This is a genomic window from Trichocoleus sp. DQ-A2, assembly GCF_039961915.1.
GTDB lineage: Bacteria > Cyanobacteriota > Cyanobacteriia > Cyanobacteriales > FACHB-T130 > FACHB-T130.
Genome location: NZ_JAMPKD010000001.1, coordinates 27,587 through 50,930, shown reverse-complemented (window position 1 = coordinate 50,930; position 23,344 = coordinate 27,587). Strand labels below are relative to the sequence as shown.

Sequence of the window (23,344 nt, the reverse complement as noted above, 5' to 3'; positions counted from 1 at the left end):
ATTCTTTAATTCAAAACTCAGACGCAATAAATCGCGCCTCTACAATTTAAAACTTTTTTCTCATTACTAATTATTTCATTAGCCACTTCAGGATCTTGAGCTTGTCTTTATAGGGAGCGTATCTCAACTTCATATCAACGAGAAAAGATTTGTTGAGTACGCTTTTTTGATGGGAGAATGTCTCAAAACTTGCCTTGCCGTGATAACGACCGATGCCGCTCTCTCCGACGCCACCGAAGGGTAAATCTAGGACACCAACCTGCATAACGGTATCGTTGATGCAAACACCGCCTGAAGAGGTTTGTTGCAAGACGGTTTGTTGCTTTTGTTTGTCTTTCGAGAAGAAGTAGAGGGCTAAGGGTTTCGGTTTGGCGTTGACAAGCGCGATCGCTTCGTTCAACTCTGTATATTCTAGGACTGGCAGAATTGGACCAAAGATTTCTTCTTGCATGACTGGATCTTCCCAGCCAACGCGATCGATGACGGTAGGAGCAATGTATCGCTCAGATGGATTAGTCTCTCCACCAATCAAAACATCCCCATCTAGATATTTACAAAGACGGTTAAAGTGTTTTTGATTAATAATTCTGCCATAATCAGGGCTTTTTTCCGGTTCATCCCCATAAAAATCGTGAATACAATTTTTGATTTGTGCGAGTAAATCTCTTTTAATTTTTTTATCTACTAAAAGATAATCTGGGGCAATACAAGTTTGACCTGCATTCATGAATTTACCCCAAACAATCCTTTTGGCAGTGTATTCCAGATGAGTATCGGCATCTACAATACAAGGACTTTTGCCACCCAATTCCAGGGTAACGGGCGTCAGATGTTTGGCTGCTGCCGCCATAACAATTTTTCCGACTTCGCTACCGCCTGTAAAAAAGATATAGTCAAACTTTTCTTCGAGTAACTGTTGGCTAGTTTCAATACCGCCTTCTACAACAGCCACTACTTCAGGATTAAAGTATTTAGGGATAATCTCAGCTAACAGATGGGATGTATTTGCAGCTATTTCTGAAGGTTTTAAAATCGCACAGTTACCGGCTGCGATCGCACCCACTAGAGGGGAAATTAGTAGCTGCAAGGGATAGTTCCAAGCTCCCACGATTAGAACTACACCCAACGGCTCAGAATAAACCTGAGCGGAGGCTATAAATTGGGTAATTGGTGCCTTTATTTTCTTGGGTTTTGTCCAGGTATTAATATTTTTTAACGCATAATTAATTTCTTCTAAGCAAACTCCTATTTCTGATAAAGCAGCTTCAAACACTGATTTGTTTAGGTCGGTTTGCAAAGCCTTAAAAATAGCGGCTTCATTCTCTAATAATGCTCTTTTTAAAAGCTTTAAATGTTGAATTCTAAACGATATGTCTTTAGTTTTTCCGGTTGCAAAAAACGTTTTTTGCTGAGATACGATATTACTAACTTTTTGTGGTACTAGCATTTTTTCTCCAATGTTGGATTTTAAATTTTAGACTCTATACCCTTTGAAATCCAAAATCTAAAATCCAACAATAAAATTTCATATTTGAGCAGGCAAGCGAACTCTAAATAAACTACCTTTACCCAACTCGGATTTGACTTCTATTTCACCTTGATGAGCTTCCACAATTCTACGCGATAGATGCAGCCCTAAACCGCTGCCAGAACGCTTGTGGTTCCCTTGGCGAAACCGCTCAAATAAAACTTTCTGGTCTTCTAAGGTGATGCCAGGACCTGTGTCGTTAACGTCAATCACGATGGCGGGATTAGCGGAGTTACTTGTATGGGAACCTACCGACGCATGGACAGCAACTGAACCGTTATCTGTAAATTTGATAGCATTTCCGATTAAGTTCGTTAAAACCCGATGGATTTCCATGCGATCGCCGACTACTTTGAAATCAAGCGGATGATTGTCGGCGCTGTCCCCTAAATCCAGCTTCAGGGTGAGGTTCTTTTCCTCTGCTAAGGGAGAAAGTTCTTGAACTACTTCCTGAAGTAGTTTCCGCAGGTCAATTGGTGAGAAGCTCAGGGTTTTACGACCGGCTTCATAGCGATAGACTTCTAATAAAGTATTCACCATCGCCAGCAAGTTGCGGTTGCTGCGATCCATTGTAGCGATCGCTTCTTGCATTCCTGGTGAGAGTTCTCCTAAGGCTCCTTGCCTAAATAAAGCCAGCATCCGCTCTGCGGCGACGATCGGCGTCCGCAAGTCGTGGGTGAGCCAGGAAACGAAATCTTCTCGCTGACGGGCAATTTGATCGCGTTCGTCCACACTATGCTTGAGCCGCAGAAGCGATCGCACCCGCGCCAGCAATTCGTCAACTTGCACTGGCTTGCGAATAAAATCATCTGCTCCAGTATCTAATCCCTCTACCACGCTGGCGTGATCGTGGGCTGTGATCAGTAAAATCGGGATAAATGGCAACTTAGTATTATCACGGACTCGCCTCGTGACTTCATATCCATCCATCCCCGGCATCATCACATCCAACAAGACCAAGTCTGGTGGAGATTGTTCAATCTCGTTTAAGGCAGAACGACCATTTTCCGCCAAGGTAATTTGATATCCCTCTTCTTCTAAAATGGTTTGAACCAAAAACAAGTTATCGGGAGAATCATCCACAACGAGAATGCGGTCAGTTTTAGAAGGTTGATTGAGACTCGAATGATTCTTCATGGAAGCGATAGGTTAACAACTCAAGTTTATTGAAATTAATTTTTGTAAATTAATCGTGCATCACGTAACATTCTTTACGCCTAAGGTATCATTTTGCCTCATTCTACAGAAGGATTGTTGGCGATCTTTACCGAATCTTTGCTTCTTTGGCTTCTATCCAGTGTCTGGACTAGCCAAATGACCTTAGCAACAGAAAATTAATTATAAACCTTTAGGATGACGGTCATACTTTTCTGCCATCTGATACATCTGGCTGCTCATTGCTGGAAAGAAAAAATCGCAGATATCTAGTTTATTTACATCTATAAATTAAGCAAAACGGGAAAGATAGGCAGTAGCGAAGTCAATTTCCTCGTGCGGATGGATAGGTAAAAGAGGTCTTTTGGGCGATCGCGCTCAAGATAAAAATTTGAGTGGTTGGTAATGAGACAGCTTTATCTACAGGATGGACGTGGAAGCGATCGCTTTAAACGCTCCGCTACTTAGCGGTCTGCGTTCTATGTTGACTGCGTTGTTTCCCCACTCTTTAAATTTTTACGCCTCCGGATAGATTGACCGACCCCCCCAATTTCAGTCATCAATTGAAGAGAAGATTCTAAAGTTGGAAAGTATGGGTCGCTTAGCACCTGAATCTAGTCGAACCATTCGCAAACAACAACGCCCTGATTACCGTCCTTCGCCTAAAGTTCCTGTAAAACTGATCGCGGGCATCTACTTTTCTATACTTTTATCTATCTTTCTAGGGGTGCTACTGCTGAGCAGTGGCAGGATGACGATTGGCGGGGTTCCGTTGCCAATCTTGATGAGCTTCTTGAGCGATGATGCGGCACGAAATGCTTATTTAGCAGGAGAACCCGCAGCACTTCACGACCGTCTTGAGGTGATGGGCATCGAGGAGCAAATCAAAGAATATTATCGACCTCAAATTTCTGATGAAGCAAAACTAGACCAACACATTCACCAAATTCTGTATGACCGCACTGGTTATGTGGGGGCACAATACGAGGTGAATCCGGAAGGGGTATTAGTTTTGAAAAATAGATAAGTAGAGAAGCGATTAGTTGCATCTCTAGCAAGTTAATCGCTTCTCTACTACCAATTTAATCAGAATAAAAAGTAGCGTTGTGCTAATGGGAGAACGGTTGCCGGTTCGCAAGTCAGCAATTCCCCATCGGCTCGCACTTCGTAGGTTTCCGGATTTACTTCCATGTGAGGCAGGGCATCGTTTAATTTCATGTCTCGCTTACTGAGCTGCCGCGTACCGCTGACGGCAACGGCTGGCTTTTGTAGCTTAAGCTGGCTGGGAATCTCTTGTTCGAGTGCCGCTTGGGAAATAAAAGTTAGAGAAGTGGCAGCGATCGCGCCTCCAAAACTGCCGAACATTGGGCGCATATGCACTGGTTGCGGTGTGGGGATACTAGCGTTGGCATCGCCCATTTGAGCGTAAGCGATCGCACCCCCTTTGATGACTATCTCTGGCTTGACGCCAAAAAATGCCGGACGCCAGAGGCACAAATCCGCCAATTTCCCCACTTCTACCGAACCAACATACTGCGAAATCCCGTGGGTAATGGCTGGATTGATTGTATATTTAGCAACGTAGCGCTTTGCCCGGAAATTATCCGCCCTCTCTTGCCCCTCTCCTGGTAGCAATGGGGAAAGGTTTCCCCGCTGCACTTTCATTTTGTGTGCCGTTTGCCAGGTGCGAATGATTACCTCGCCGACCCGCCCCATCGCCTGAGAATCAGAGGAAATCATGCTGAATGCGCCCAAATCGTGCAGGATATCTTCAGCGGCAATGGTTTCCCGGCGAATCCGGGACTCGGCAAAGGCGACATCTTCGGGAATGCTGGGGTCGAGGTGATGACACACCATTAGCATATCCAGGTGTTCGTCTAGGGTATTGACGGTATAAGGGCGCGTCGGGTTGGTGGAAGAGGGCAGGACGTTCGCTTCGCCGCATACTTTGATAATGTCCGGCGCGTGACCTCCACCGGCTCCCTCGGTGTGGTAAGTGTGAATAACGCGATTCTTAAATGCGGCGATGGTGGTTTCTACAAAACCGGCCTCGTTCAAGGTATCGGTATGAATGGCTACCTGCACATCATAATTATCCGCAACGCTCAAGCAAGTATCAATCGTCGCGGGTGTGGTGCCCCAGTCTTCGTGCAGTTTTAAACCTATCGCCCCAGCTAAGACTTGTTCGATTAGTCCTTGGGGTTGGCTGCTATTGCCTTTCCCTAAGAAGCCTAGATTTACCGGGAAGGCGTCAGCGGCTTGCAGCATCCGGTACATATTCCACGGGCCAGGAGTGCAAGTGGTCGCATTTGTACCCGTAGCGGGGCCAGTACCACCGCCGATCATGGTGGTGATGCCGGATGCGATCGCGACTTCAATTTGTTGCGGACAAATAAAGTGAATGTGGCTGTCAATCCCGCCAGCGGTGAGAATCATTCCTTCCCCGGCAACGACCTCAGTTCCAGGGCCAATAATAATCTCTACGTTGTCTTGAATGTAAGGATTTCCAGCTTTCCCAATTTTAAAAATATTGCCATTTTTAATACCAATATCGGCTTTGACAATCCCCCACCAGTCGAGGATTAAGGCGTTGGTAATTACCAGATCGACGGCACCGTCGGCATTAGAAATAGGAGATTGTCCCATGCCATCTCGGATGACTTTGCCGCCACCGAATTTCACTTCATCGCCGTAGGTCGTGAAGTCTTGTTCGACTTCGATGAATAATTCGGTATCAGCAAGACGAACGCGATCGCCGACTGTCGGACCATAGGTTTCGGCGTAAGCGCGGCGATCCATTCTGTAACTCATCCTTGACTCCTCTAGAGTGGTATATTTTTAACGCAAAGGTACGCAAAGGGAAGCGCAAAGGTACGCAAAGTTTTGGGCTATTCTTGGCGTTTTTTGGGTTACAAGCGATTAATTTTGAATCCCTCAAATTTCATTGAGAAGCCATTTCCCTCTGGAGAAGCACACATTATCCCTACATTCACCGTCTCAACTGGCGTGAGATAACCAAGGCGTAGCATCGTGTACTGGGTGCCATCCAGAGAGTATTGCACCTCTACAGCAGTGCCACGTCGATGTACGCGCATCCAAAGAGAAGTCGGGTTATCTGGTAGCGGGACAACAGACCAATCTGAGTAATCTCTTGTTACCACAGCGCTGACTTGTTGTACACCCTCGACAAATTCAATGCCACATTTTAACCAATTCGCCTCATCTAAGCGCAGCATCAATCCGGCTTGATCGTACAAATCTCGATACTCACCACTAACTTTCACCTCAACCATGAAGTCTTTGTTCGCTGGCTGATAAAAAAAGTGACCGTTATCTCGAATAAAGCCGTAGTGAGTTTCTCGCCAAAAATCAGTTTTCCCAGCGGCTGTAATGATAATTGTATTGCCTTGGACATTCCAAGTTGGCGGTTCGTTATACCATTCCATCGCCATTCTTTTCTAAATTTCTACTGGTTCCTGGTCGAATCCTCGCATTAACTCAAGCAAAGCTTCCCGATCGGGTTTTTGCCCGTCTTTCATCAGTTCAGCTAGTCCCTCAAAATATTTTTCGCGTTCTCCCCCCGGACAAAACATTATTAACAGCTTCGCTGGCTTTGTACTGTGGTTAGCGAACCCGTGAGGTGTACCGCGAGGGACAAGCACAAATGCCCCTGGTTGTCCTTTTACTGTTCTATCCCCGACGAGGATTTCCACTTCCCCTTCCAGGACATAAAACATCTCCTCCATCTGGCGATGGATGTGTGGTTGCGCCCCGGTTCCATCCGGTTCTAGGCTAAACTCAAACAGCCCTAAGTTCCCGTGAGTATCGGCACCAACCGCTTTAAATGTAGCTTCGCTGTTACCAATAGTAAGATGCCTGCCTTCTCCAGGCGCTAGTACAATTTCTTTTATCGGTAAAGTCATTTAATTATCCTCATTAATTGCTATAGCGAACCATTTATTTTGCCATTAAAGCCATATACTTGATGGCTACCAACAAATGGTACTAATTCCACTTCTTTTTCATCTCCAGGTTCAAAGCGCACGGCTGTACCTGCTGGAATGTTCAGGCGCATTCCCTTTGCTTGTTCTCTATCGAAATCTAAAGATTCGTTCACCTCATAGAAGTGAAAATGAGAACCAACTTGAATCGGGCGATCGCCTGTATTGGCTACTTGCAGTTTTATACTAGGGCGACCGGCATTCAGTTCTATTTCCCCTGCTTGTACAAGCATTTCTCCAGGAATCATTTCAACTTCCTCTTTGAGTTTTTTATAAAAACGGCTAACTATTGTATAAATTCACCCATAGGAACCGGCTCAGTGTCGTAAAATGCTGAATATAATTGGCTCCGTAAATTGCTCACACTTACCTAATTTTTCTAAGATTATGTTTGATAATCCATTTGTTTACGGATTTTCTCTTTAATCTCGTATCCGGCGAACTTTTCACAAAGATATAAACCCAAATCAATTGCCGAAGTAACGCCTCTGGCGGTAATTACGTCACCTTCATCAACCACTCTTTTGTCTACGACCGACTTACAATATTTTTGAAGGTCGTGGAAAGCATTGGGATGGGTTGTTGCTGTCTTTCCTTCTAAAAATCCCGCTGCACCGAGTAGTAAAGAACCTGTACACACAGAAACTTTGAACTTGCAAGGTGCTGAGGTTTTCAGCCATGTTATTAACTCAAGGTCGTTAACTAATTTTCTGGTGCCAATTCCACCCGGCATGATAATCATGTCATAGGATTGAAGAGATTCGCCTACTTTGTTCGGAGTAAAACGAAGTCCAGCGTTATCGCTTACTTCTTGAGAAGGGGCGCAAATATCCCATTCCAAATCGGGCATAAAATCCATTGTCTTGAGACGAGTAACTGGATCGTAAACTCCGATAAAATCTAAGGCGGTCATTCCGGTGTAAACGATAAATGCAACCTTCATAAACAATCCTTCAATCTACGGGATTCTCTAACGAATTGGGTTGTGAACTGTAACCAATTTTGTCCCATCGGGAAATGTCGCTTCTACCTGGACTTCATGCACCATCTCTGGCACACCTTCCATCACTTCTTCCCGTGACAGTAGCGTTGTCCCATAACTCATTAAATCGGCAACAGTACGTCCATCTCTAGCGCCTTCCAAAATACCAGCGGAAATATAAGCGATCGCTTCTGGGTAATTCAGCTTTAAACCTCTTTCCTTACGGCGTTCCGCTAACAGTGCCGCCGTAAAAATTAATAGCTTATCTTTTTCCTGTGGCGTCAGTTGCATTGATAACCTCTTAAACTCCTTCGTGTTCTCCGTGTTCTTTGCGGTTTGTTCAAATTTGCCATACTCTCGGTGGACAAGCAGGGCGTTCTAAAAAGTGCAATCGCAGCAAATTCCAAATATCTATAAACCAGTTTCGCACCTGGGAAGTAGAAGAACCGCGATAGCGACACAATAGCCCAGAAGGAAGACGAGTAATGCCTGCTTGGTGAATATTCCCCCCTGTTCCTTTCTTGAAAAAGGGTGAATGATTCCCTAGATTTCGTGCTTTTTCCACAATCTCCGGTGACACCGCTTGCCCAATCCAGACTAAACTCGCTACAACGGATTGCCCAGCTAAACCGTGAGGACTGTCGAGGATTTCTGTCCCGCCAGGTAGCCATTGCCTGTCAATCCACAGAGGGCGTCCTTGCTGCCAGATTTCGGTATGCGATCGCCACTCTCCGTGTAAGAATCTCTCCCCTCTGGCACTGCGTCCAAAGCGTGTAATTTCCCAACCCAGCCAACTTGCTTCTGGAGCTAATTCTACCCGCAAGTCTTGTCGATACATCGCACCGTCAAAAATAATTGTTTCCTGCGGTAGCCACTCCAAAGTAGCACCCGCGTTCACCTCGATTTCAATCGTTTGACTCGCTGGCAATCCATTACTGCGATAAACCTTACCGGCGGCAGCGGTAGTGATTAAGGCTTGGGCGTTGGGTTGGAGGTGGAAATTAAGCGATAAGCGATCGCCCCCCACAACACCCCCCGCTGTATGCAAAATTACACTATGACAAATCTCCGACCCTTCTGGATAAAATGGGCGCTGTACCTTCAGCGGTGCTTTTACGCGATCGCTAATCACCTGGGTTTTGCTTTGGGTTTTAGAAAACTCCAAGTTAAGAATGCCGTGCCATCCAGAGGATGAGGGATTTGCTACTGCCGGATCGAGGTCTTTCATTAAATTTGGTGTATAAATTGTTAATTTTTTACTCCGGAAAATCATCTTAAACAAAAATACCATTAAACTCGATTCAACCGAATATTCTTAAGTCTTTATACTGGAGATTCTTATGGCGGCTATCAGCTTTGAAAGCTTAAAAAACGAATACCAGCAACTCTTTGATAGCTGCAAAATCACTAAAAATAAAATTGAGCAAGTAAATAATATTTTAGATACCATTGATACAAATCGGGCTAGGTATGATGCGGTAGGGAAAAGACTGGCGATTCCCTGGTATGTGATAGCCATTATTCACAACATGGAATCTTCCTTAAATTTCAATACTCACCTGCATAATGGAGATCCGCTGACAAAAAGAACCGTACACGAACCAAAAAATCGCCCCTCTAATGGCGATCCTCCCTTTACATGGGAAGAAAGTGCTATTGATGCTTTAACTTTTGATAAATTTGACCAATGGAAAGAGTGGAGTCTTCCGAGCATTCTTTTTAAGTTAGAAGGCTACAACGGTTGGGGTTATCGCCTCTACCATTCTGATGTTCTTTCACCTTATTTGTGGAGTGCTTCAAACCACTATACTAAAGGAAAATACGTTGACGATGGCACCTGGTCAAATACAGCCGTATCGCAGCAATACGGTGCCGCCGTACTTCTGCGCCGAATGATCGATCGAGGAACCATTACTTGGGATAATCCAGAAACCAGTGAGGTTGGAGAAAAAGATGTAGATATCCAACCTGGCGAAAAGCAACCTTTGGTATATTATTCCCCAGATTCTAAGATTGATAACGGCAAAGAACTGCAACAGTTTTTAAATCAATTTTCAGGAATTTATTTAAGTGTAGATGGTTGCCTTGGTGATAAAACTTCCGAGGCTTTTAAAAAAGTTACTGGTTACTATCTCTTTGGAGATCCTAGAAATCAAAATTAATTTTAAATAGCAAATAAAATAGTAATTTTCTAATTGGTAAGTATTGCTTATCAAGTGCAAAAAATCCGATAAATTAAAACTTACTAGCTTGTTGATTGCTAAGAAAAAGGCAATCAGCACCTTTTAGGGATTACCAATTGGATTGTTTAACTTAATGGGTAATTCAATGATAACTTCTGTTCCCTGCCCCGGTTCGGAGATAATAGCAATACGTCCTTGATGATGTTCTAATATTTGATAACATACAGTTAGTCCTAAACCTATGCCTTTTCCGACAGGCTTGGTTGTAAAAAAAGGGTCAAATATTTTTGATTTAATCGCTGTTGCAATCCCGGAACCGTTATCTTTAATTTTGATAATTATTTGCTTAGCTGCACTAAATTCAGTTTTAATGTAAATCCGTTTTTCGGGTTGCTCTTTGAAAGTTTCCAGAGCATCAATTGCATTGCTGAAAATATTCATAAATACCTGGTTAAGCTGCGCCGGATAGCATTCAACGGGTGGCAGAACGCCGTACTGCTTAACTACCTGAATCTCTGGATTTCCCTCCGCCTTCCAGTCTCCGCCTGATTGCAAGCGATGCTGCACAATTAGCAAACTGCTATCAATTCCTTCATGAATGTTGACGCGCTTCCTTTCAGCTTCATCGAGTCGGGAAAAGTTTCGCAGTAATAGAATAATTTGACGAATGCGATCGCTGCCAGCCCTCATTGAAGTAATAATTTTAGGCAGATCGCCCGTCAAAAAATCGAGATCGATGTCCTCAATATATTGCTGTATTTCAGCATCAGGATAACTTTTTTGATAGCGTTGTACGAGGTTCAGTAGATTTTTTGTGTAGTCACTGATATGGGGAAGATTACCATAAATAAAATTAATCGGATTGTTAATTTCGTGGGCAATGCCAGCAACAAGTTGACCCAAACTAGACATTTTTTCAGTTTGAATGAGTTGCGCCTGCGCCCTTCCCAAATTGCGTAATGCTTGACTTAGCTGTTGAGCGTTGGTAGTTAATTCAGTATTCAGTTGCTGTAGTTGGTCGTGGGCTTGCTGTAATTGCTGGTTTTTTTGCGAAAGCTCTTCAGTACGCTGTTGCACCCGTTCTTCAAGAGTCTGACGCGCCTGTTCTAGTTCCTCAGTACGCTTTGCAACTCGTTGCTCTAGGTTTCCGATGAGGGCTTTTAGCGCCTGAGCCATTTCTTGATAAGCATGAGCAAGTTGACCGATTTCACCACCCGCGCCGATACCGGGAATGGGGGTAGTCAAATCGCCTGCGGCTAAGGTTTTACTGCGTTCAGAGAGCTGGATAATCGGGTTGCCGATTTGTTTGGCTAGCAAATGTGCGATCGCAATCGATAACAAGGTAGCCAATCCCAGTCCTAGCCAAATCACACGGTTTAGGTTGATGGAAGCTTGATTAAAATACTTTGAGACAATTTGAATTTTGGCAATGGCAATAGGCTGATTGCGGGAAGTAATCGGAGCATATATCGTATTCAAACCAGATTTTGGTTCGATCCGATAAACTGTTTTACCTTTTTGAATCTTGCGTAACACCTGCGACTTTAAATTTACTTGTTCCCAAGGCTCAATGCTGGATTTGGTATTGCTAGAAATGATTGATTTGCCATCTAGAGAAATAACTTGCAGTTTAGTGGTAGGTTGAGAGAAATTAAGAAAGTTACGCAACCAAGTTTCATCTAAATTTTGCCCTAAAATCAAAGTTCCGGGTGACTTCCCCGTACCATCGCTGTTGTAAACAGGCGCTGTTGAAAAGAGCAATATCTGAGGCAAGCCGCTATCAATCAACATCGTCGTTGGCTTGTTGGTAGCGATCGCATCTGTTATCCGCTCAGCTACATTCGGAATTCGCAAAGCGTCACCCCGCTCTCCCAAAATCTCTCCCCTACGATCCACCACTTTCACATGATCGACATCGGTAGAAAGAACAAGTTGCTCGGAGACTTCCTTTTTTATCCAAGCCTCATCTCGCTTCCCAATTGCGTTGTATAAATCTGTCCAGATTGCATAGCTAGAGGATAAATTTTGCAATCCTTTCTCAGTAGCCGCAGTGTATCCCCGAAAGGCTAAAACTTGATCGTCGAGCCGAGTCTTTTCTAAGTCGATGAGCGGCTGCTGCACAAACCGCCACGCTACAGCACTCAGGAACATCACGGGTAGCAAAGATGCCCCAAAGGTAAAAATTAGCAGCTTGGGTTGAAGCTGTTGCAGCCGCTTGAACATCTCTGAGTTAATATAGATGCGGTGTTTCGTCCTCCAGACAGATAATCTGTCATAAGGCTCTCCACAGTTTAGCGGCTGTGAGAGTAAACTGACCGCTCTATTTTCGGAGGCGTAAAAGCGCCTACCTTGGTTGCAAGTTCTACGGTTTATTCGCAAAGATTTTTAGCTATGTGCGTCAGACAGCCAGAAACCGTTGAATTACATCCTGACTGAGTTCGCTAGTCGAGCCAGACGCGACGATACCGCCTTTTTGCATCGCGTAGTACCGATCTGCTTGTCGGACAAAATGCAAGTGTTGCTCGACCAATAAAACAGAAATGCCGGTAGATTCAATAATGCGGCGCACTGCTGCTTCTATTTCTAAAATAATCGAGGGTTGAATACCTTCTGTGGGTTCATCCAGTACAAGTAACCGCGGCTTCCCCATCAAAGCGCGAGCGATCGCGAGTTGCTGTTGTTGTCCTCCACTTAAATCGCCACCCATCCGAGACAGCATCGTTTTTAAAACGGGAAAGAGGGAAAAGATTTCTTCTGGGATTTCTTCCTTACCATTTCTACCCTCCCGTCGCGCCTCCAAACCCAGCAACAAATTTTCTTTCACTGTCAATCGCGAGATAATTTCCCGTCCTTGAGGAACATAACCAATTCCTAGCCGCGCCCGTCGATCTGGAGATTTGTCTATTATTATCTCATCAGCAAAAGTAATCGTGCCGCTACGGGGTTTAAGTAGCCCCATAATTGTTTTGAGTAGAGTGGTTTTGCCAACACCATTACGTCCAATTAGACACACCATTTGCCCTAAGGGGACGCTCAAATCTACATTGCGGAGGATATGGCTTTCACCGTAATAGACATTTAAATTAGAAATTTTTAGCATTTTATTGTGCTTGGTTGAATAAGACGCGATCGTTTTTTAATTGCTTAATTTAGCGCTTCTTTTTACTCCTCAATTTCTTTAAGCGGTTCTCCCTGAGGATCTAACTGCTCTCCTAAATAAACTTCTATAACGCGAGGGTCATTTTGTACTTCCTCAATCGTGCCTTCACACAACACCGAGCCTTCATGCAACACAGTTACTTTACGAGCAATTTGGCGCACAAATTCCATGTCATGTTCAATGACCAAAATAGAATGACTGTGAGCTAAAGCGATCAGTAGTTCCCCAATATTGTCAGTTTCTTCATCAGTTAGCCCTGCAACGGGTTCATCCACCAACAATAAATCGGGCGACTGAGCAACTAACATTCCAATTTCTAAGCGTTGTTTCTCCCCGTGAGAAAGTAAACCAGCGCGGATATCTGCTTTTGCACTTAAACCAATCGTTTCGAGCAAACTCATTACTTTACTACGTTCGCCAGTAGCAGGACGCCCAAACAGTGTTGCTAAGACATTTTTATTACGATTGCAGCTAAGTTCTAGGTTTTCGCGGGGCGTCAGGTTGAGGTAAATGCGGGGGGTTTGGAACTTTCGCCCAATTCCCAATCGGGCGATTTGATGTTCGGAGAGTGCTTTCACGTTTCTCCCCTTAAATAATACCCGTCCCTCAGTTGGTTGTACTTTGCCAGTAATGACATCCAAAAAGGTTGTTTTCCCGGCACCGTTTGGACCAATTACGACCCGTAATTCTCCGACATCCATGCTGAAATTCAGATGGTTCAGTGCTTTAAAACCATCAAAATTAACCGTTAAATTTTCAGTTTCTAATATTTTCGCGTTCATGCTGTACCTCTGGATCTTCTTCAAGGCTGGGATAGGTTGCTACCTGCTTCCGTCCTAGAAGTGTCAGCAGGTGCTGGAAACCCTGATAGCGCAGCCAGCCGACTACACCATCGGGAAGAACTGTTACCACAATTAGGAATAATGCTCCCTGGAAAAATACCCAAATGCCCGGAAATTGTTCGCTCAAAAGACTTTTGGCAAAGTTGACTAATAGCGCTCCAAATATGGCTCCGATTAAGCTGGCACGACCTCCCACGGCTACCCAAATTACCATTTCAATAGAAAAGGCAATATCCATTGCTTTCGGTGAAATTAAACCAGATTGAAGGGTGAATAAAGCACCCCCAATTCCAGCCAAAGCAGCGGAAATCGCAAACACTACGACTTTAAATCCCGTGGGATTATAGCCAGAGAAGCGCATCCGGCTCTCATCATCCCGAATCGCAACCAGAACTCGTCCAAAGCGATCGCTAGTCAGCCACCGGCACAAAGCATAAGCACCTGCCAAAAATAAGACTGTTAGGGCGTAGAAAACAAATTGTGTCTGACTATTACTGACTGTTGCCCCTAATAATGTTTTGAAGTTTGTTAAACCATTGGTGCCATTAAAGAAGCCCTGCTGCCCGTTAAAGAAATTAAAAAATACAATCGTCGCTGCTTGGGTCAAAATTGAGAAGTAAACGCCCCGAATCCGGTTGCGAAATACTAAATAACCCAATATTGCGGCTAATACAGCCGGAATTATCACAACGGCTGCGGCGGCAAAACTAAACGAATAAAACGGCTTCCAGAACCAAGGTAGGTCTGTAATGCCGAAGAGGCTCATAAATTCTGGTAAACCGTTCTTGAGAGGAGCTAATTGCAAGTGCATTGCCAAGGCATAGCCACCGAGCGCAAAAAATACACCATGCCCCAAACTGAGCATACCCGTATAGCCCCAAATTAAATCAATGCCGAGGGCAGCGATCGCTAATGCCAAGAATCGCGCTAGCAAGTTGAGACGAAAGCCTGTGAGAACTGCTGGCATTACGAAAATGAGCAGCAAAGCGATCGCAATCGTTATCCCCACTTCCATCAGCACCGCTCGTCTACGTTGCTGCTTCATGCCCTTAACTTCAAGAACCGCATCCAAAATCATCGCCTTGAGCCTCTACTCGATTGTCTTTGTTTAAGCATCAACGCTACGTCCCTTCTGTGGAAAAATCCCTCCTGGACGCACTTGAAGGAACGCAATAATTAAGGCGAATACCATCACCTTCGCCATACTGGTTGTGCCGAAAAACTCAAAGAAATCCACTAAAGGCTTTATCGGTGCCACCATCGGCACTAAGACTTTAGAACTGATTAAGTAGTTAATCGTGCCAATTCCCATCGCTGCCACAATACTGCCCACCAGCTTACCGACGCCACCGACAACAACCACCATAAATGTATCGACGATGTAGTTCTGGCCTGTATTGGGTCCCACTGAACCCAGCAAACTAATCGCACAACCGGCAATTCCAGCCAATCCAGAACCCAAAGCAAATGTAATGGCATCAACTTTAGCAGTCGGAATTCCTAAACAGGCACTCATACTGCGATTCTGCATGACTGAGCGAATTCTTAATCCCCACGGAGACCGTTGCAAAAATACATAAATTCCGGCTACACAAACAATGGTTAGCGCAATAATAAATAGCCGCGTATAAGGCATCTGCAACGTACCCAACCGCAATCCTCCTCGTAACCAGTTGGGTGCCGTCACGTCTACATTTTGAGCGCCAAACCAAGGCTTGGTGACAGCCAGTTTATAAGTTTGTCCCAAAACTGCACTTGTGGCACTCGCAACGCCTAGAGATATCGGCAACATTATTGCAATTACCCAGTTACGAATACGCTCAAAATCTGGGCGGCGGGACAGAATCCAAAAAGCGCCAAAAAACAAAAGGCAAAATATCCCAATGCCAATGACTAACACCCAGCTAACACTGCGAGCGAATTGCTGCAAAATCAGACTAACGCCCCAAGTTGCGAGCAGTGTTTCTAGCGGGCGTCCGTAAAGATAACGAATCACTCCCCGTTCCAGAACTAATCCCACACCTGCTGTCACCAGGAAAGCCAAAATTAGGGCAAAAACAATATAGGTTTCAGACCAAGGCTTACCCAATATTTTGAAGCCATTTTGTACAACAAACGTTGTGTAGGCTCCTAGCATCATCAACTCACCGTGAGCTAAGTTAATGACACCCATGAGTCCAAAGACAATGGCTAGTCCCAGCGCTGAAATTAACAAAACCGCGCCGATGCTAATTCCATTAAAAATCCCATCCAGCAATCCTGCTATCACACCGCTTCCTCAGCCATTAATCATGGGTCATTAGTCATGGATCGTGAGTCATTAGTTATTAGCTTTCAAATCCCCTAGGTTGGGTTGAGGTAACGGATGCTGTTGGCATTAATTTTTGACCTCTCCCCACCCCAAACTCTTCCCTACAAGGGTAGAGGGTTCCAGACTCCCCCTTCCCTCATAGGGAAGGGGGATGGGGGGTTAGGTTCTTAATTAGCCAACACCATCAGGTAACGAAACCCAACCAATCTTCTCAAGATTGACGACTAATAACTAAGGACTAATTTTTAATCGCTTATATTTTGTACTGACCACCTTTTTTGGAATCTGACCAGTCGCATCCCAAACCCTTAGTTGCAGCAACGAATTGGTTCCAAGGAACTGGCTTCACTGCTGATTTCGTCTCATAGACAATCTTAAAGAGACCATCATCTGCGACTTCACCTAGCCGTACAAACTTAGAAATGTGATGGTTACTTTCCATCGTTACAGTGCCTTCTGGAGCCTCAAACTTCTGACCAACCGCAGCCTTTCGCACTGCCTCTAAATCGTCAGCGGTTTTTGCTTTCTCGACAGCTTGTTTCCACAGATAAACAGCAATGTAAGCTGCTTCCATCGGGTCATTTGTTACCCGATCTGGACCGTATTTTGCCTTAAAAGCTTCGACAAATTTTTTATTCGCCGGGGTATCTACCGTTTGGAAGTAATTCCATGCGGCATATTGGCCTTTGAGATATTCTGTGCCAATTGCTTTGACTTCTTCTTCGGCAATACTGACAGACATTACGGGATATTTATCTGGTCCCAACCCTGCACCTTGCATCTGCTTGAAGAAAGCCACATTACTATCCCCATTTAGGGTATTAAAAATGACGCCGCCATCAGGCAGAGCTGCTTTAATTTTAGTGATGATGGGCGTAACTTCTGTATTGCCTAGGGGTAAATAATCTTCACCGACGGTTTCGCCGCCTTTTGCCTTTAACTGCTCTTTAATAATCGTATTCGCGGTACGCGGAAAAACGTAATCAGAGCCAACTAGGAAGAATTTTTTGCCCTTATTCTGCAAGAGCCAATCGACTGCTGGCTCGATTTGTTGGTTGGGAGCAGCACCCGTATAGAAAATATTTTTGGAGCACTCTTGACCCTCGTATTGCACAGGATACCAGAGCATATGACCTTTTTCTTCAAATACTGGCAGCACTGCTTTGCGGCTGGCGGAAGTCCAACAGCCGAAAACGGTGACAACTTTATCCTGATCGATTAGCTTTCTCGCCTTCTCTGCAAAAGTAGGCCAGTCGGATTGACCATCTTCTTCAATTGCTTGAATTTGCTTGCCGAGGACGCCACCGGCTTTATTAATCTCCTCAATTGCCAACAGTTCGGCATCTACAACGCTGTTTTCGCTAATCGCCATCGTGCCGCTGCGAGAGTGCAGAATCCCCACTTTGATGGTGTTGCCTCCACCGGCAGCCGCAACGGTTGTCGCACTGGGAGAGGGAGACGCTGCTGTTGGGCTGGCAGTCTCAGAGGTGGAAGAGGGGGGAGTGCTGCTACAAGCTTTGAGAAGAATACTGGTTCCCAGAGTAGCAGAACCGTATAGAAGAAATTTACGTCGCCCTAATCGCCTTGCCATACCGTCACCGTACTCCTGGCTGAATCAGCCTAATGGTAGAGAACATACACAGTTAAGCAGTGATATTAGAGCGATGTTCTGGGAAAAAATTGTTATCAAAGATACAAAGAATCGAATTTTTGTATCTTTATCTAAGAAAGCTCAGCTTGCTGTTTTTGAAATTTCGCCCAGATTTAGGCGGATAAAGTCCACCACAGCGGTTAATCCTTGCTGAGTCTTCAAATTCGTAAAGATAAAGGGTTTTTCTCCACGCATCCTCCGCGCATCGCGTTCCATGACCCCTAAATCTGCTCCGACTTGAGGAGCAAGATCAATTTTGTTGATTGCTAAAAGATCGGATTTAGTAATTCCGGGACCACCTTTGCGCGGAATTTTGTCACCGGCTGCAACATCAATGACATAAATTGTCAAGTCTACAAGTTCTGGGCTGAAGGTAGCCGCTAAGTTATCGCCGCCACTTTCTAAAAACACTAAGTCTAAATCGGGAAATTGCTGTTCCATCTGTTCAATGGCGGCGATGTTCATGGAAGCGTCTTCGCGGATGGCGGTATGGGGACAGCCGCCAGTTTCGACACCCAGGATGCGATCGCTCTCCAAGGCGTGACTCCGCACTAAAAACTGGGCATCTTCCTGGGTATAAATATCATTCGTGACTACAGCAATTTGATATTTTTGCCGCATCGCCTTACATAAGGCTTCAACCAAGGCAGTTTTTCCCGAACCCACTGGGCCAGCTACTCCAACCCGAAAAGCATTCATAAAATTTTCTGAAAGCGAATGGCTAATTGCTCATCGTAGCAAGGCAATTAATCATTCGCTATTGACAGCTTTCACAAGCGGTTTGTCTTTGTTTAACTCCGAAATAAGCGCGTGTACTGCGTTTCGTGAGCTATACTCGCCAATGCTAATCCCCAACCGCAACTACTCAGGGCGTCATCTTCTAACCCTAAAATTTCCTTGGCAGCCTGAATCAGGGTAGGTTGTAGTTCTAGAAGTAGCTGTTGCCCAGCCGTTTGTCCGAGGGGAATTAATTTGACCCCGGCTGCGATCAAATTGGTTGCCCAGCTGTGTAAGTAGCCCAAGAGGGCAGATGCAGCGTCGATTTGCCAATGGGCGGTGGCAATGCCGAAAGCGATCGCATAATTACAAGGACTCCCAATTGCATCCACCATTGACCGAACCTGCGGCTGTAATTCCAAAAGCAATCGGATTAGCGATCGCCCCATCTGCCAACTTTGTGCTTGCAACTCCTGTGTTTCCTTAGCAGCAGATAACCAGACATTCCAGTAATTTAAAGCCTCTAAATCCCCGGCAATTGCCCCCCGATATCCCCGAATCATCACCGCTGCTTCCAACCGAATTGCCCCATAACCCAGTTCCTGTTTGAGCCAGTGTCCCAGATGTTGCAGGTTCTCAATTACACCAGCATCGACGAGGGTTTCCAGCCCTTCGGAATAGCTATAAGCACCTACCGGCAACGCGGGACTCACCAGTTGCATAAGACACAGCAGGTTAACTGGAGAATGGGGAATCGGTAATTGCTCGTTGGTCATTGTTGGTAGGTAGGGAGTGGGGAAGAGTTTTAGGATGAAGCCTAGAGTTTTGTATCGGTTCTCGTTAAAACTCAGACGCGATTATCGCGTTTCTAGAAATCAAAACTCAAAACTCAAAACTCCCCCATTACCGATTACCCAATTAACTAAGCGTGATGATGGTGTCCATAGGCACCCATTTCTGGATAAAAAGGCGAGATTTCCTCTCGTACCTCCATCCCCAGATGTTCTAGCATTGACTTTAAAACGGGGTCGGGAGACAACCGCAAATGAGTGGCAGCAATTTCTATCGGTACATGGCGATTGCCTAGATGATAAGCCGCCCGCAGCAAATCGAGGGGTTTTTGGGCAGTCGCAGTGAGAACGGGTTCCGGTTTAGCCACGATTCTCACGACGATATCACCGATTTCAGATTGAAGGAGATCGCGATCGCGCAACACGGTTCCTCTGGGTAAGCGCAGATACAAAGCTTGCCCCTCAGCAGTTTCAAAGCGATAGCGGCTGCGCGTGCGCTCCTCGGCAGTCAGAAAAAGAGTAAAGTTGACCGATGCATCCAAATTGGCGGGAAAGCGTTGCGTTATCGTTAGCATCACTGGAATCTTTAGTCAGCAAGTTATGGTGATGCTACTAACATCAGCACAGATGACATCAATATCCGAGTCAAGCAGGGTCAGCAAAAGTTTATTTTTTACTGAGCTTGCAGACGGATCATTTCATTTTTTATCTGTGCTGCTACCTCCGAATTTTTTTGCGCCTCCACCGTAATTTGATTAAATAATCCAATGGACAAACCGTTGCTCTCAACAATCTTTTGAGACTGTTTGCAGTAATTGATGGCAATGGCCTGGGCATTTCCTGGAAGCGATCGCAGGCTATTCGGCTGGCTGCAAGCAATATTTGGAGGACTGCCCACGATTCTTTTGATCTCGTTATAGGCAGCTTGGCGACCCGGTTCCATCGCCAAAACAGCCCTGGCGAAGTTGCTTAAGTCCTTAGAGCTGAAGGGTGATTGAGCGTATGCCTGAGAACTAAAGTCAAGGCTATGAGAGCGCTCGGATAGACCGGGTGCAAAACCTAACAACAGACTTAGAGCAGCGAGAGTACCAACACTCAGGCATTGAGATAAGACTCGATTCAGAGAGCGACGTGAACTGTATAAAGTCATCATGATCTAGTGCGACCAAAAAATAGAAAATCAAAACACACACGGATTACTTTTTCTGAACTGTTTTAAGGGTGAGAAGTTCCAGCTAGAGATGGGCATTCGTAGATTTACATCTCGTGTTGGTACCTCAGAAAACAGAAGCCTTCTCCCTACGGAGTAAGGATCGAGTAGTAATCTACAACTAACTACGGATATTATGAGTGTGAGAATTTTACCACACTTTCGCATAAAAAGCGGGGTGTTACCAAAGCTGTAACGATTGGGTGGTATAGGTAGCGCTTTCCTCCCTACCTCTAGGTGTAGAAGTAGGGAGGAAAGAAGTCTTCCTACGTGTTTATGCCTTCATTGATACAATTGACACAGTTCGATAACTTTCATTTGTAACGTTGAAATGGGGTCAGCTCCTCGCTTGAGGGCGACTTCCAATTCCAGGAGTAAGGGTAAGGTTAAGGTGAGTTGACGCACAGAGAAGTCTTTGACTTCTTGGCGCAGAAAGTAAATTCGTTTGGGGTTGCCGATTTCTGCCGCAGTGGCGATCGCTCGTTCATCTCGCTCACCGCTCTCTACCATCAGTTTCACCCACAACCAGGTACGAAATTGACCGATGAGGGTGGCGACAATCCGCAAAGCGGGTTCGTTATGACCGATTAAGTCGGCAACCAGCGAACAGGCGTGGGCGGTATTCCCCTTGGCGATCGCCGATGCGAGCTGCAAGCTGTTTTGGGTGTTAGAGGTTACTAGGGCAGCAACGACTTCGAGGGCGATCGCGTCTTGGGATACGTCTGCTTGGTCAGAAGCGGTGGGAAGAGGCTTCGGGATACCGGCGTAAACCTGCAACTTTTCCAGTTCGTTCCAAAGTTGTCTGGTATCATTTCCCACAGATTGGGCTAACAGTTCGGCAGCTGCGGGGGTTAGTTTTACACCGACTTGCTGGGCAACCTGACGCACCTTTTTTAGCAGTTCTTCAGTTTTCCAGGGCGGGATGAGCGAAAATTCTCGAATATCAGCATGGTTTTGCAGCAGCTTTGTAGACCGGAGACGCCCATCGGGTTTAGAGCGAGTCGTTAGCAAAAATACTGAAGACTCAGGAATCGCCGGTATCGTACGCTCCAGTTCAGCCAGCAGATCTTCCGAACAGTGCAGGCATATAGTAGTATCAACCAACCATACCAAACGGTAGGCGCTGCCAAAGGGTGGTGTCATTGCTTGGTTTAAAGCAGTGATGACCGCATCGGGTAGCGCTTGAGAAATTTTGTCATAGTTAAAGTTAGCCCATTGGGGGTCGAGAATGCGATCGCGCAGGGAGTCAACAGCTTTTTCCAGGGCAAAATCATCCTCACCCCAGTAGAGGTAAATTGGCATTAAAGCATCTCTGAAAAGTACGAGGCTATTAAGATTGGACGAGACTTATCACACTTATTTAAATCGGGTAGCACGGCTAACACTACCTGCAACCTACGAGTCCCAAGTACAGCATATACAGGAGTCTCCGAAGTTTAAGCCCTCCCCGTCAGGGACAAGACAAGCCGTGCCTTTCCCTGGTTATTCGGCGATCACGCCACCTGCGGGAGAAGAATCCGAGAATGCGACGTTTTACGAAAGCTTGAAAGCGTGCCAAGAGCAACTCCTACAGCAGCTAGATCCTGGTTTTATTGTGCCAGTCCCTGCTGAGAGTTTTCATGTGACCTTAGCAGATTTGATTTGGGACAGTGCTTATCGGCACACCACGAGTGAGAATCCGGAGTTTGAAGAACAACTGCGCGATCGCATTGCTCAAATTTTCGAGCAGTCCCAGCCATCTCTCACTGGCGGCAATCCGATGCTTTGGCAGTTGCTGGGGTTGATGGTAATGCCCCGTGCAGTCGCGGTTTGTTTAGTCCCCAAAGACGAAGGCACTTACGAGCGAATGTTGAAGTTTCGCCGGTTTATCTATCAAAGTCGGAGTTTGATAGAGTTGGGGATTGAACAGCAATATCGTTTTACTGCCCATGTGACGCTGGGCTATTTTGGCGATATTTCACCAGATTTGAACCGCGCTCGCTTGTGTGAAAAACTTTCTCAAATTAACAACCAATGGTTGGAAAATTCTCCAGAAATTTGGACACACCAAGCGCAATTGCGAAAATTTGACGATATGACCCGGTATTATCGGGAACCTGATTGGCCCGTTTTAACTTTTTAAAAACAATCGGCTAATAGCGGCTTACAAATCGCTATTAGCTGACTCCTGATTTATGAGCTTACCCATTCATCCCATCCTCCAGCAAAGTTTTGCTCTCATCGATCGAGAAATTGGCGAACACCGCTTTAGCCCCTCCGAGTACGCAATTGTACGTCGAGCCATCCACAGCACCGCTGATTTTGAATTTGCCCAATTAATTCGATTTAGTGAGGGGGCGATTGAAAGCGCGATCGCTGCCTTGCGGCGTCGCGTGCCGATTGTTACAGACGTTGGCATGGTCAAACAGGGAGTGGCGGGAATGGTGGCGCAAACCTTTAACAACCCCCTGGTTGCCGCTGTGGAACAAGCAAGCGTTGCTCTCCCTGGCAAGACGCGCACGGAAACCGGCTTACTAAAATGTTGGCAAGAATTTCCAGAGGCAATTTATGCGATTGGTAATGCTCCCACTGCTCTGCTGGCTTTGTGTGCAGAGTTACCCTCGGCACCCATTCAACCGGCTTTAGTGATTGGCGCACCCGTTGGATTTATCTCCGTCGTAGAGTCTAAAGCGGTACTAGAAAAGACGCCCGTACCCCAAATTCGGATTGAGGGGCGCAAGGGCGGCTCACCGATTACCGCGGCGATTGTGAATGCTTTACTCATATTGGCTTGGGAGGCAGAGGAATGTTAGGGATTCGCTGCCTATTTAGGG

The 23,344-nt window shown here is 45.6% G+C and carries 24 protein-coding genes; 4 read left to right on the top strand and 20 right to left on the bottom strand.

What is annotated here, in order from left to right; genetic code table 11:
* Positions 1-70: 70 nt before the first annotated feature.
* Complete coding sequence (locus NC997_RS00250; RefSeq protein WP_190524229.1) at positions 71-1,447, bottom strand: aldehyde dehydrogenase; 1,377 nt, start codon at positions 1,445-1,447, stop codon at positions 71-73.
* A gap of 78 nt (positions 1,448-1,525) precedes the next feature.
* Entirely contained in the window at positions 1,526-2,665 is a 1,140-nt protein-coding gene (locus NC997_RS00245; RefSeq protein ID WP_190410228.1) for a hybrid sensor histidine kinase/response regulator, read from the bottom strand.
* 610 nt (positions 2,666-3,275) lie between these two features.
* Here NC997_RS00245 and NC997_RS00240 point away from each other — a divergent pair.
* On the top strand, positions 3,276-3,710 hold the full coding sequence (locus NC997_RS00240) for a hypothetical protein (RefSeq protein ID WP_190426776.1): 435 nt from the start codon (positions 3,276-3,278) through the stop codon (positions 3,708-3,710).
* A gap of 59 nt (positions 3,711-3,769) precedes the next feature.
* On the opposite strand, the gene ureC is transcribed toward NC997_RS00240, so the two are convergent.
* From ureC to NC997_RS00205, 7 genes are all read right to left on the bottom strand, one after another.
* Entirely contained in the window at positions 3,770-5,494 is a 1,725-nt protein-coding gene (gene ureC, locus NC997_RS00235) for an urease subunit alpha (protein ID WP_190410226.1), read from the bottom strand.
* Positions 5,495-5,592: 98 nt separating this feature from the next.
* Complete coding sequence (locus NC997_RS00230) at positions 5,593-6,129, bottom strand: DUF1349 domain-containing protein (RefSeq protein ID WP_190410271.1); 537 nt, start codon at positions 6,127-6,129, stop codon at positions 5,593-5,595.
* A 12-nt stretch (positions 6,130-6,141) separates the two neighbouring features.
* On the bottom strand, positions 6,142-6,606 hold the full coding sequence (locus tag NC997_RS00225) for a cupin domain-containing protein (protein ID WP_190410225.1): 465 nt from the start codon (positions 6,604-6,606) through the stop codon (positions 6,142-6,144).
* Positions 6,607-6,626: 20 nt separating this feature from the next.
* A complete protein-coding gene (locus NC997_RS00220) occupies positions 6,627-6,932 on the bottom strand; it encodes an urease subunit beta (protein ID WP_190524225.1) in 306 nt (101 codons plus the stop codon).
* A gap of 137 nt (positions 6,933-7,069) precedes the next feature.
* Positions 7,070-7,627: a DJ-1/PfpI family protein gene (locus tag NC997_RS00215; RefSeq protein ID WP_190410223.1), complete on the bottom strand. Its 558-nt coding sequence runs from the start codon at positions 7,625-7,627 to the stop codon at positions 7,070-7,072.
* A 27-nt stretch (positions 7,628-7,654) separates the two neighbouring features.
* The gene (ureA, locus tag NC997_RS00210; protein ID WP_190410222.1) at positions 7,655-7,957 is read right to left on the bottom strand and encodes an urease subunit gamma; all 303 of its coding nucleotides are present in this window, start codon (positions 7,955-7,957) and stop codon (positions 7,655-7,657) included.
* A gap of 49 nt (positions 7,958-8,006) precedes the next feature.
* Positions 8,007-8,894, bottom strand: a complete 888-nt coding sequence (locus NC997_RS00205) for an urease accessory protein UreD (RefSeq protein ID WP_190410221.1) — start codon at positions 8,892-8,894, stop codon at positions 8,007-8,009.
* A gap of 112 nt (positions 8,895-9,006) precedes the next feature.
* Between NC997_RS00205 and NC997_RS00200 the strand changes: the two genes are divergently transcribed.
* Positions 9,007-9,828: a hypothetical protein gene (locus tag NC997_RS00200; protein WP_190524222.1), complete on the top strand. Its 822-nt coding sequence runs from the start codon at positions 9,007-9,009 to the stop codon at positions 9,826-9,828.
* Positions 9,829-9,951: 123 nt separating this feature from the next.
* Here the strand turns inward: NC997_RS00200 and NC997_RS00195 are convergent, their stop codons facing one another.
* The 11 genes from NC997_RS00195 to holA form a co-directional block, all read right to left on the bottom strand.
* Positions 9,952-12,072: an ATP-binding protein gene (locus NC997_RS00195; RefSeq protein WP_190524219.1), complete on the bottom strand. Its 2,121-nt coding sequence runs from the start codon at positions 12,070-12,072 to the stop codon at positions 9,952-9,954.
* Between the two features lie 175 nt (positions 12,073-12,247).
* Positions 12,248-12,949, bottom strand: coding sequence for an urea ABC transporter ATP-binding subunit UrtE (gene urtE / locus NC997_RS00190; RefSeq protein ID WP_190410218.1), 702 nt, complete (start codon positions 12,947-12,949; stop codon positions 12,248-12,250).
* A gap of 62 nt (positions 12,950-13,011) precedes the next feature.
* Positions 13,012-13,791, bottom strand: coding sequence for an urea ABC transporter ATP-binding protein UrtD (urtD, locus tag NC997_RS00185; RefSeq protein ID WP_190410217.1), 780 nt, complete (start codon positions 13,789-13,791; stop codon positions 13,012-13,014).
* Entirely contained in the window at positions 13,766-14,896 is a 1,131-nt protein-coding gene (gene urtC, locus NC997_RS00180; protein ID WP_190410216.1) for an urea ABC transporter permease subunit UrtC, read from the bottom strand. Before urtC ends, urtD begins: the two co-directional genes overlap by 26 nt.
* A 63-nt stretch (positions 14,897-14,959) precedes the next feature.
* A complete protein-coding gene (gene urtB / locus NC997_RS00175; protein WP_190410215.1) occupies positions 14,960-16,120 on the bottom strand; it encodes an urea ABC transporter permease subunit UrtB in 1,161 nt (386 codons plus the stop codon).
* 295 nt (positions 16,121-16,415) lie between these two features.
* Positions 16,416-17,753 (bottom strand): urea ABC transporter substrate-binding protein, encoded by a 1,338-nt coding sequence (urtA, locus tag NC997_RS00170; protein WP_190524216.1) that lies wholly within the window; start codon positions 17,751-17,753, stop codon positions 16,416-16,418.
* Positions 17,754-17,894: 141 nt separating this feature from the next.
* Positions 17,895-18,512: an urease accessory protein UreG gene (gene ureG / locus NC997_RS00165; protein ID WP_190524213.1), complete on the bottom strand. Its 618-nt coding sequence runs from the start codon at positions 18,510-18,512 to the stop codon at positions 17,895-17,897.
* A gap of 92 nt (positions 18,513-18,604) precedes the next feature.
* Positions 18,605-19,306, bottom strand: coding sequence for an urease accessory protein UreF (locus NC997_RS00160; RefSeq protein ID WP_190524210.1), 702 nt, complete (start codon positions 19,304-19,306; stop codon positions 18,605-18,607).
* Between the two features lie 146 nt (positions 19,307-19,452).
* Positions 19,453-19,896, bottom strand: a complete 444-nt coding sequence (gene ureE, locus NC997_RS00155; RefSeq protein WP_190410211.1) for an urease accessory protein UreE — start codon at positions 19,894-19,896, stop codon at positions 19,453-19,455.
* 98 nt (positions 19,897-19,994) lie between these two features.
* Positions 19,995-20,474: a DUF4168 domain-containing protein gene (locus NC997_RS00150; RefSeq protein ID WP_190410210.1), complete on the bottom strand. Its 480-nt coding sequence runs from the start codon at positions 20,472-20,474 to the stop codon at positions 19,995-19,997.
* Between the two features lie 339 nt (positions 20,475-20,813).
* Positions 20,814-21,833 carry a DNA polymerase III subunit delta gene (holA, locus tag NC997_RS00145; protein ID WP_190524208.1) on the bottom strand — a complete coding sequence of 340 codons (1,020 nt, stop codon included), beginning with the start codon at positions 21,831-21,833 and terminating at the stop codon, positions 20,814-20,816.
* A gap of 34 nt (positions 21,834-21,867) precedes the next feature.
* Between holA and NC997_RS00140 the strand changes: the two genes are divergently transcribed.
* A complete protein-coding gene (locus tag NC997_RS00140; RefSeq protein WP_190410208.1) occupies positions 21,868-22,653 on the top strand; it encodes a DUF1868 domain-containing protein in 786 nt (261 codons plus the stop codon).
* Between the two features lie 52 nt (positions 22,654-22,705).
* On the top strand, positions 22,706-23,323 hold the full coding sequence (locus tag NC997_RS00135; protein WP_190524205.1) for a cobalt-precorrin-8X methylmutase: 618 nt from the start codon (positions 22,706-22,708) through the stop codon (positions 23,321-23,323).
* Positions 23,324-23,344 lie beyond the last annotated feature (21 nt).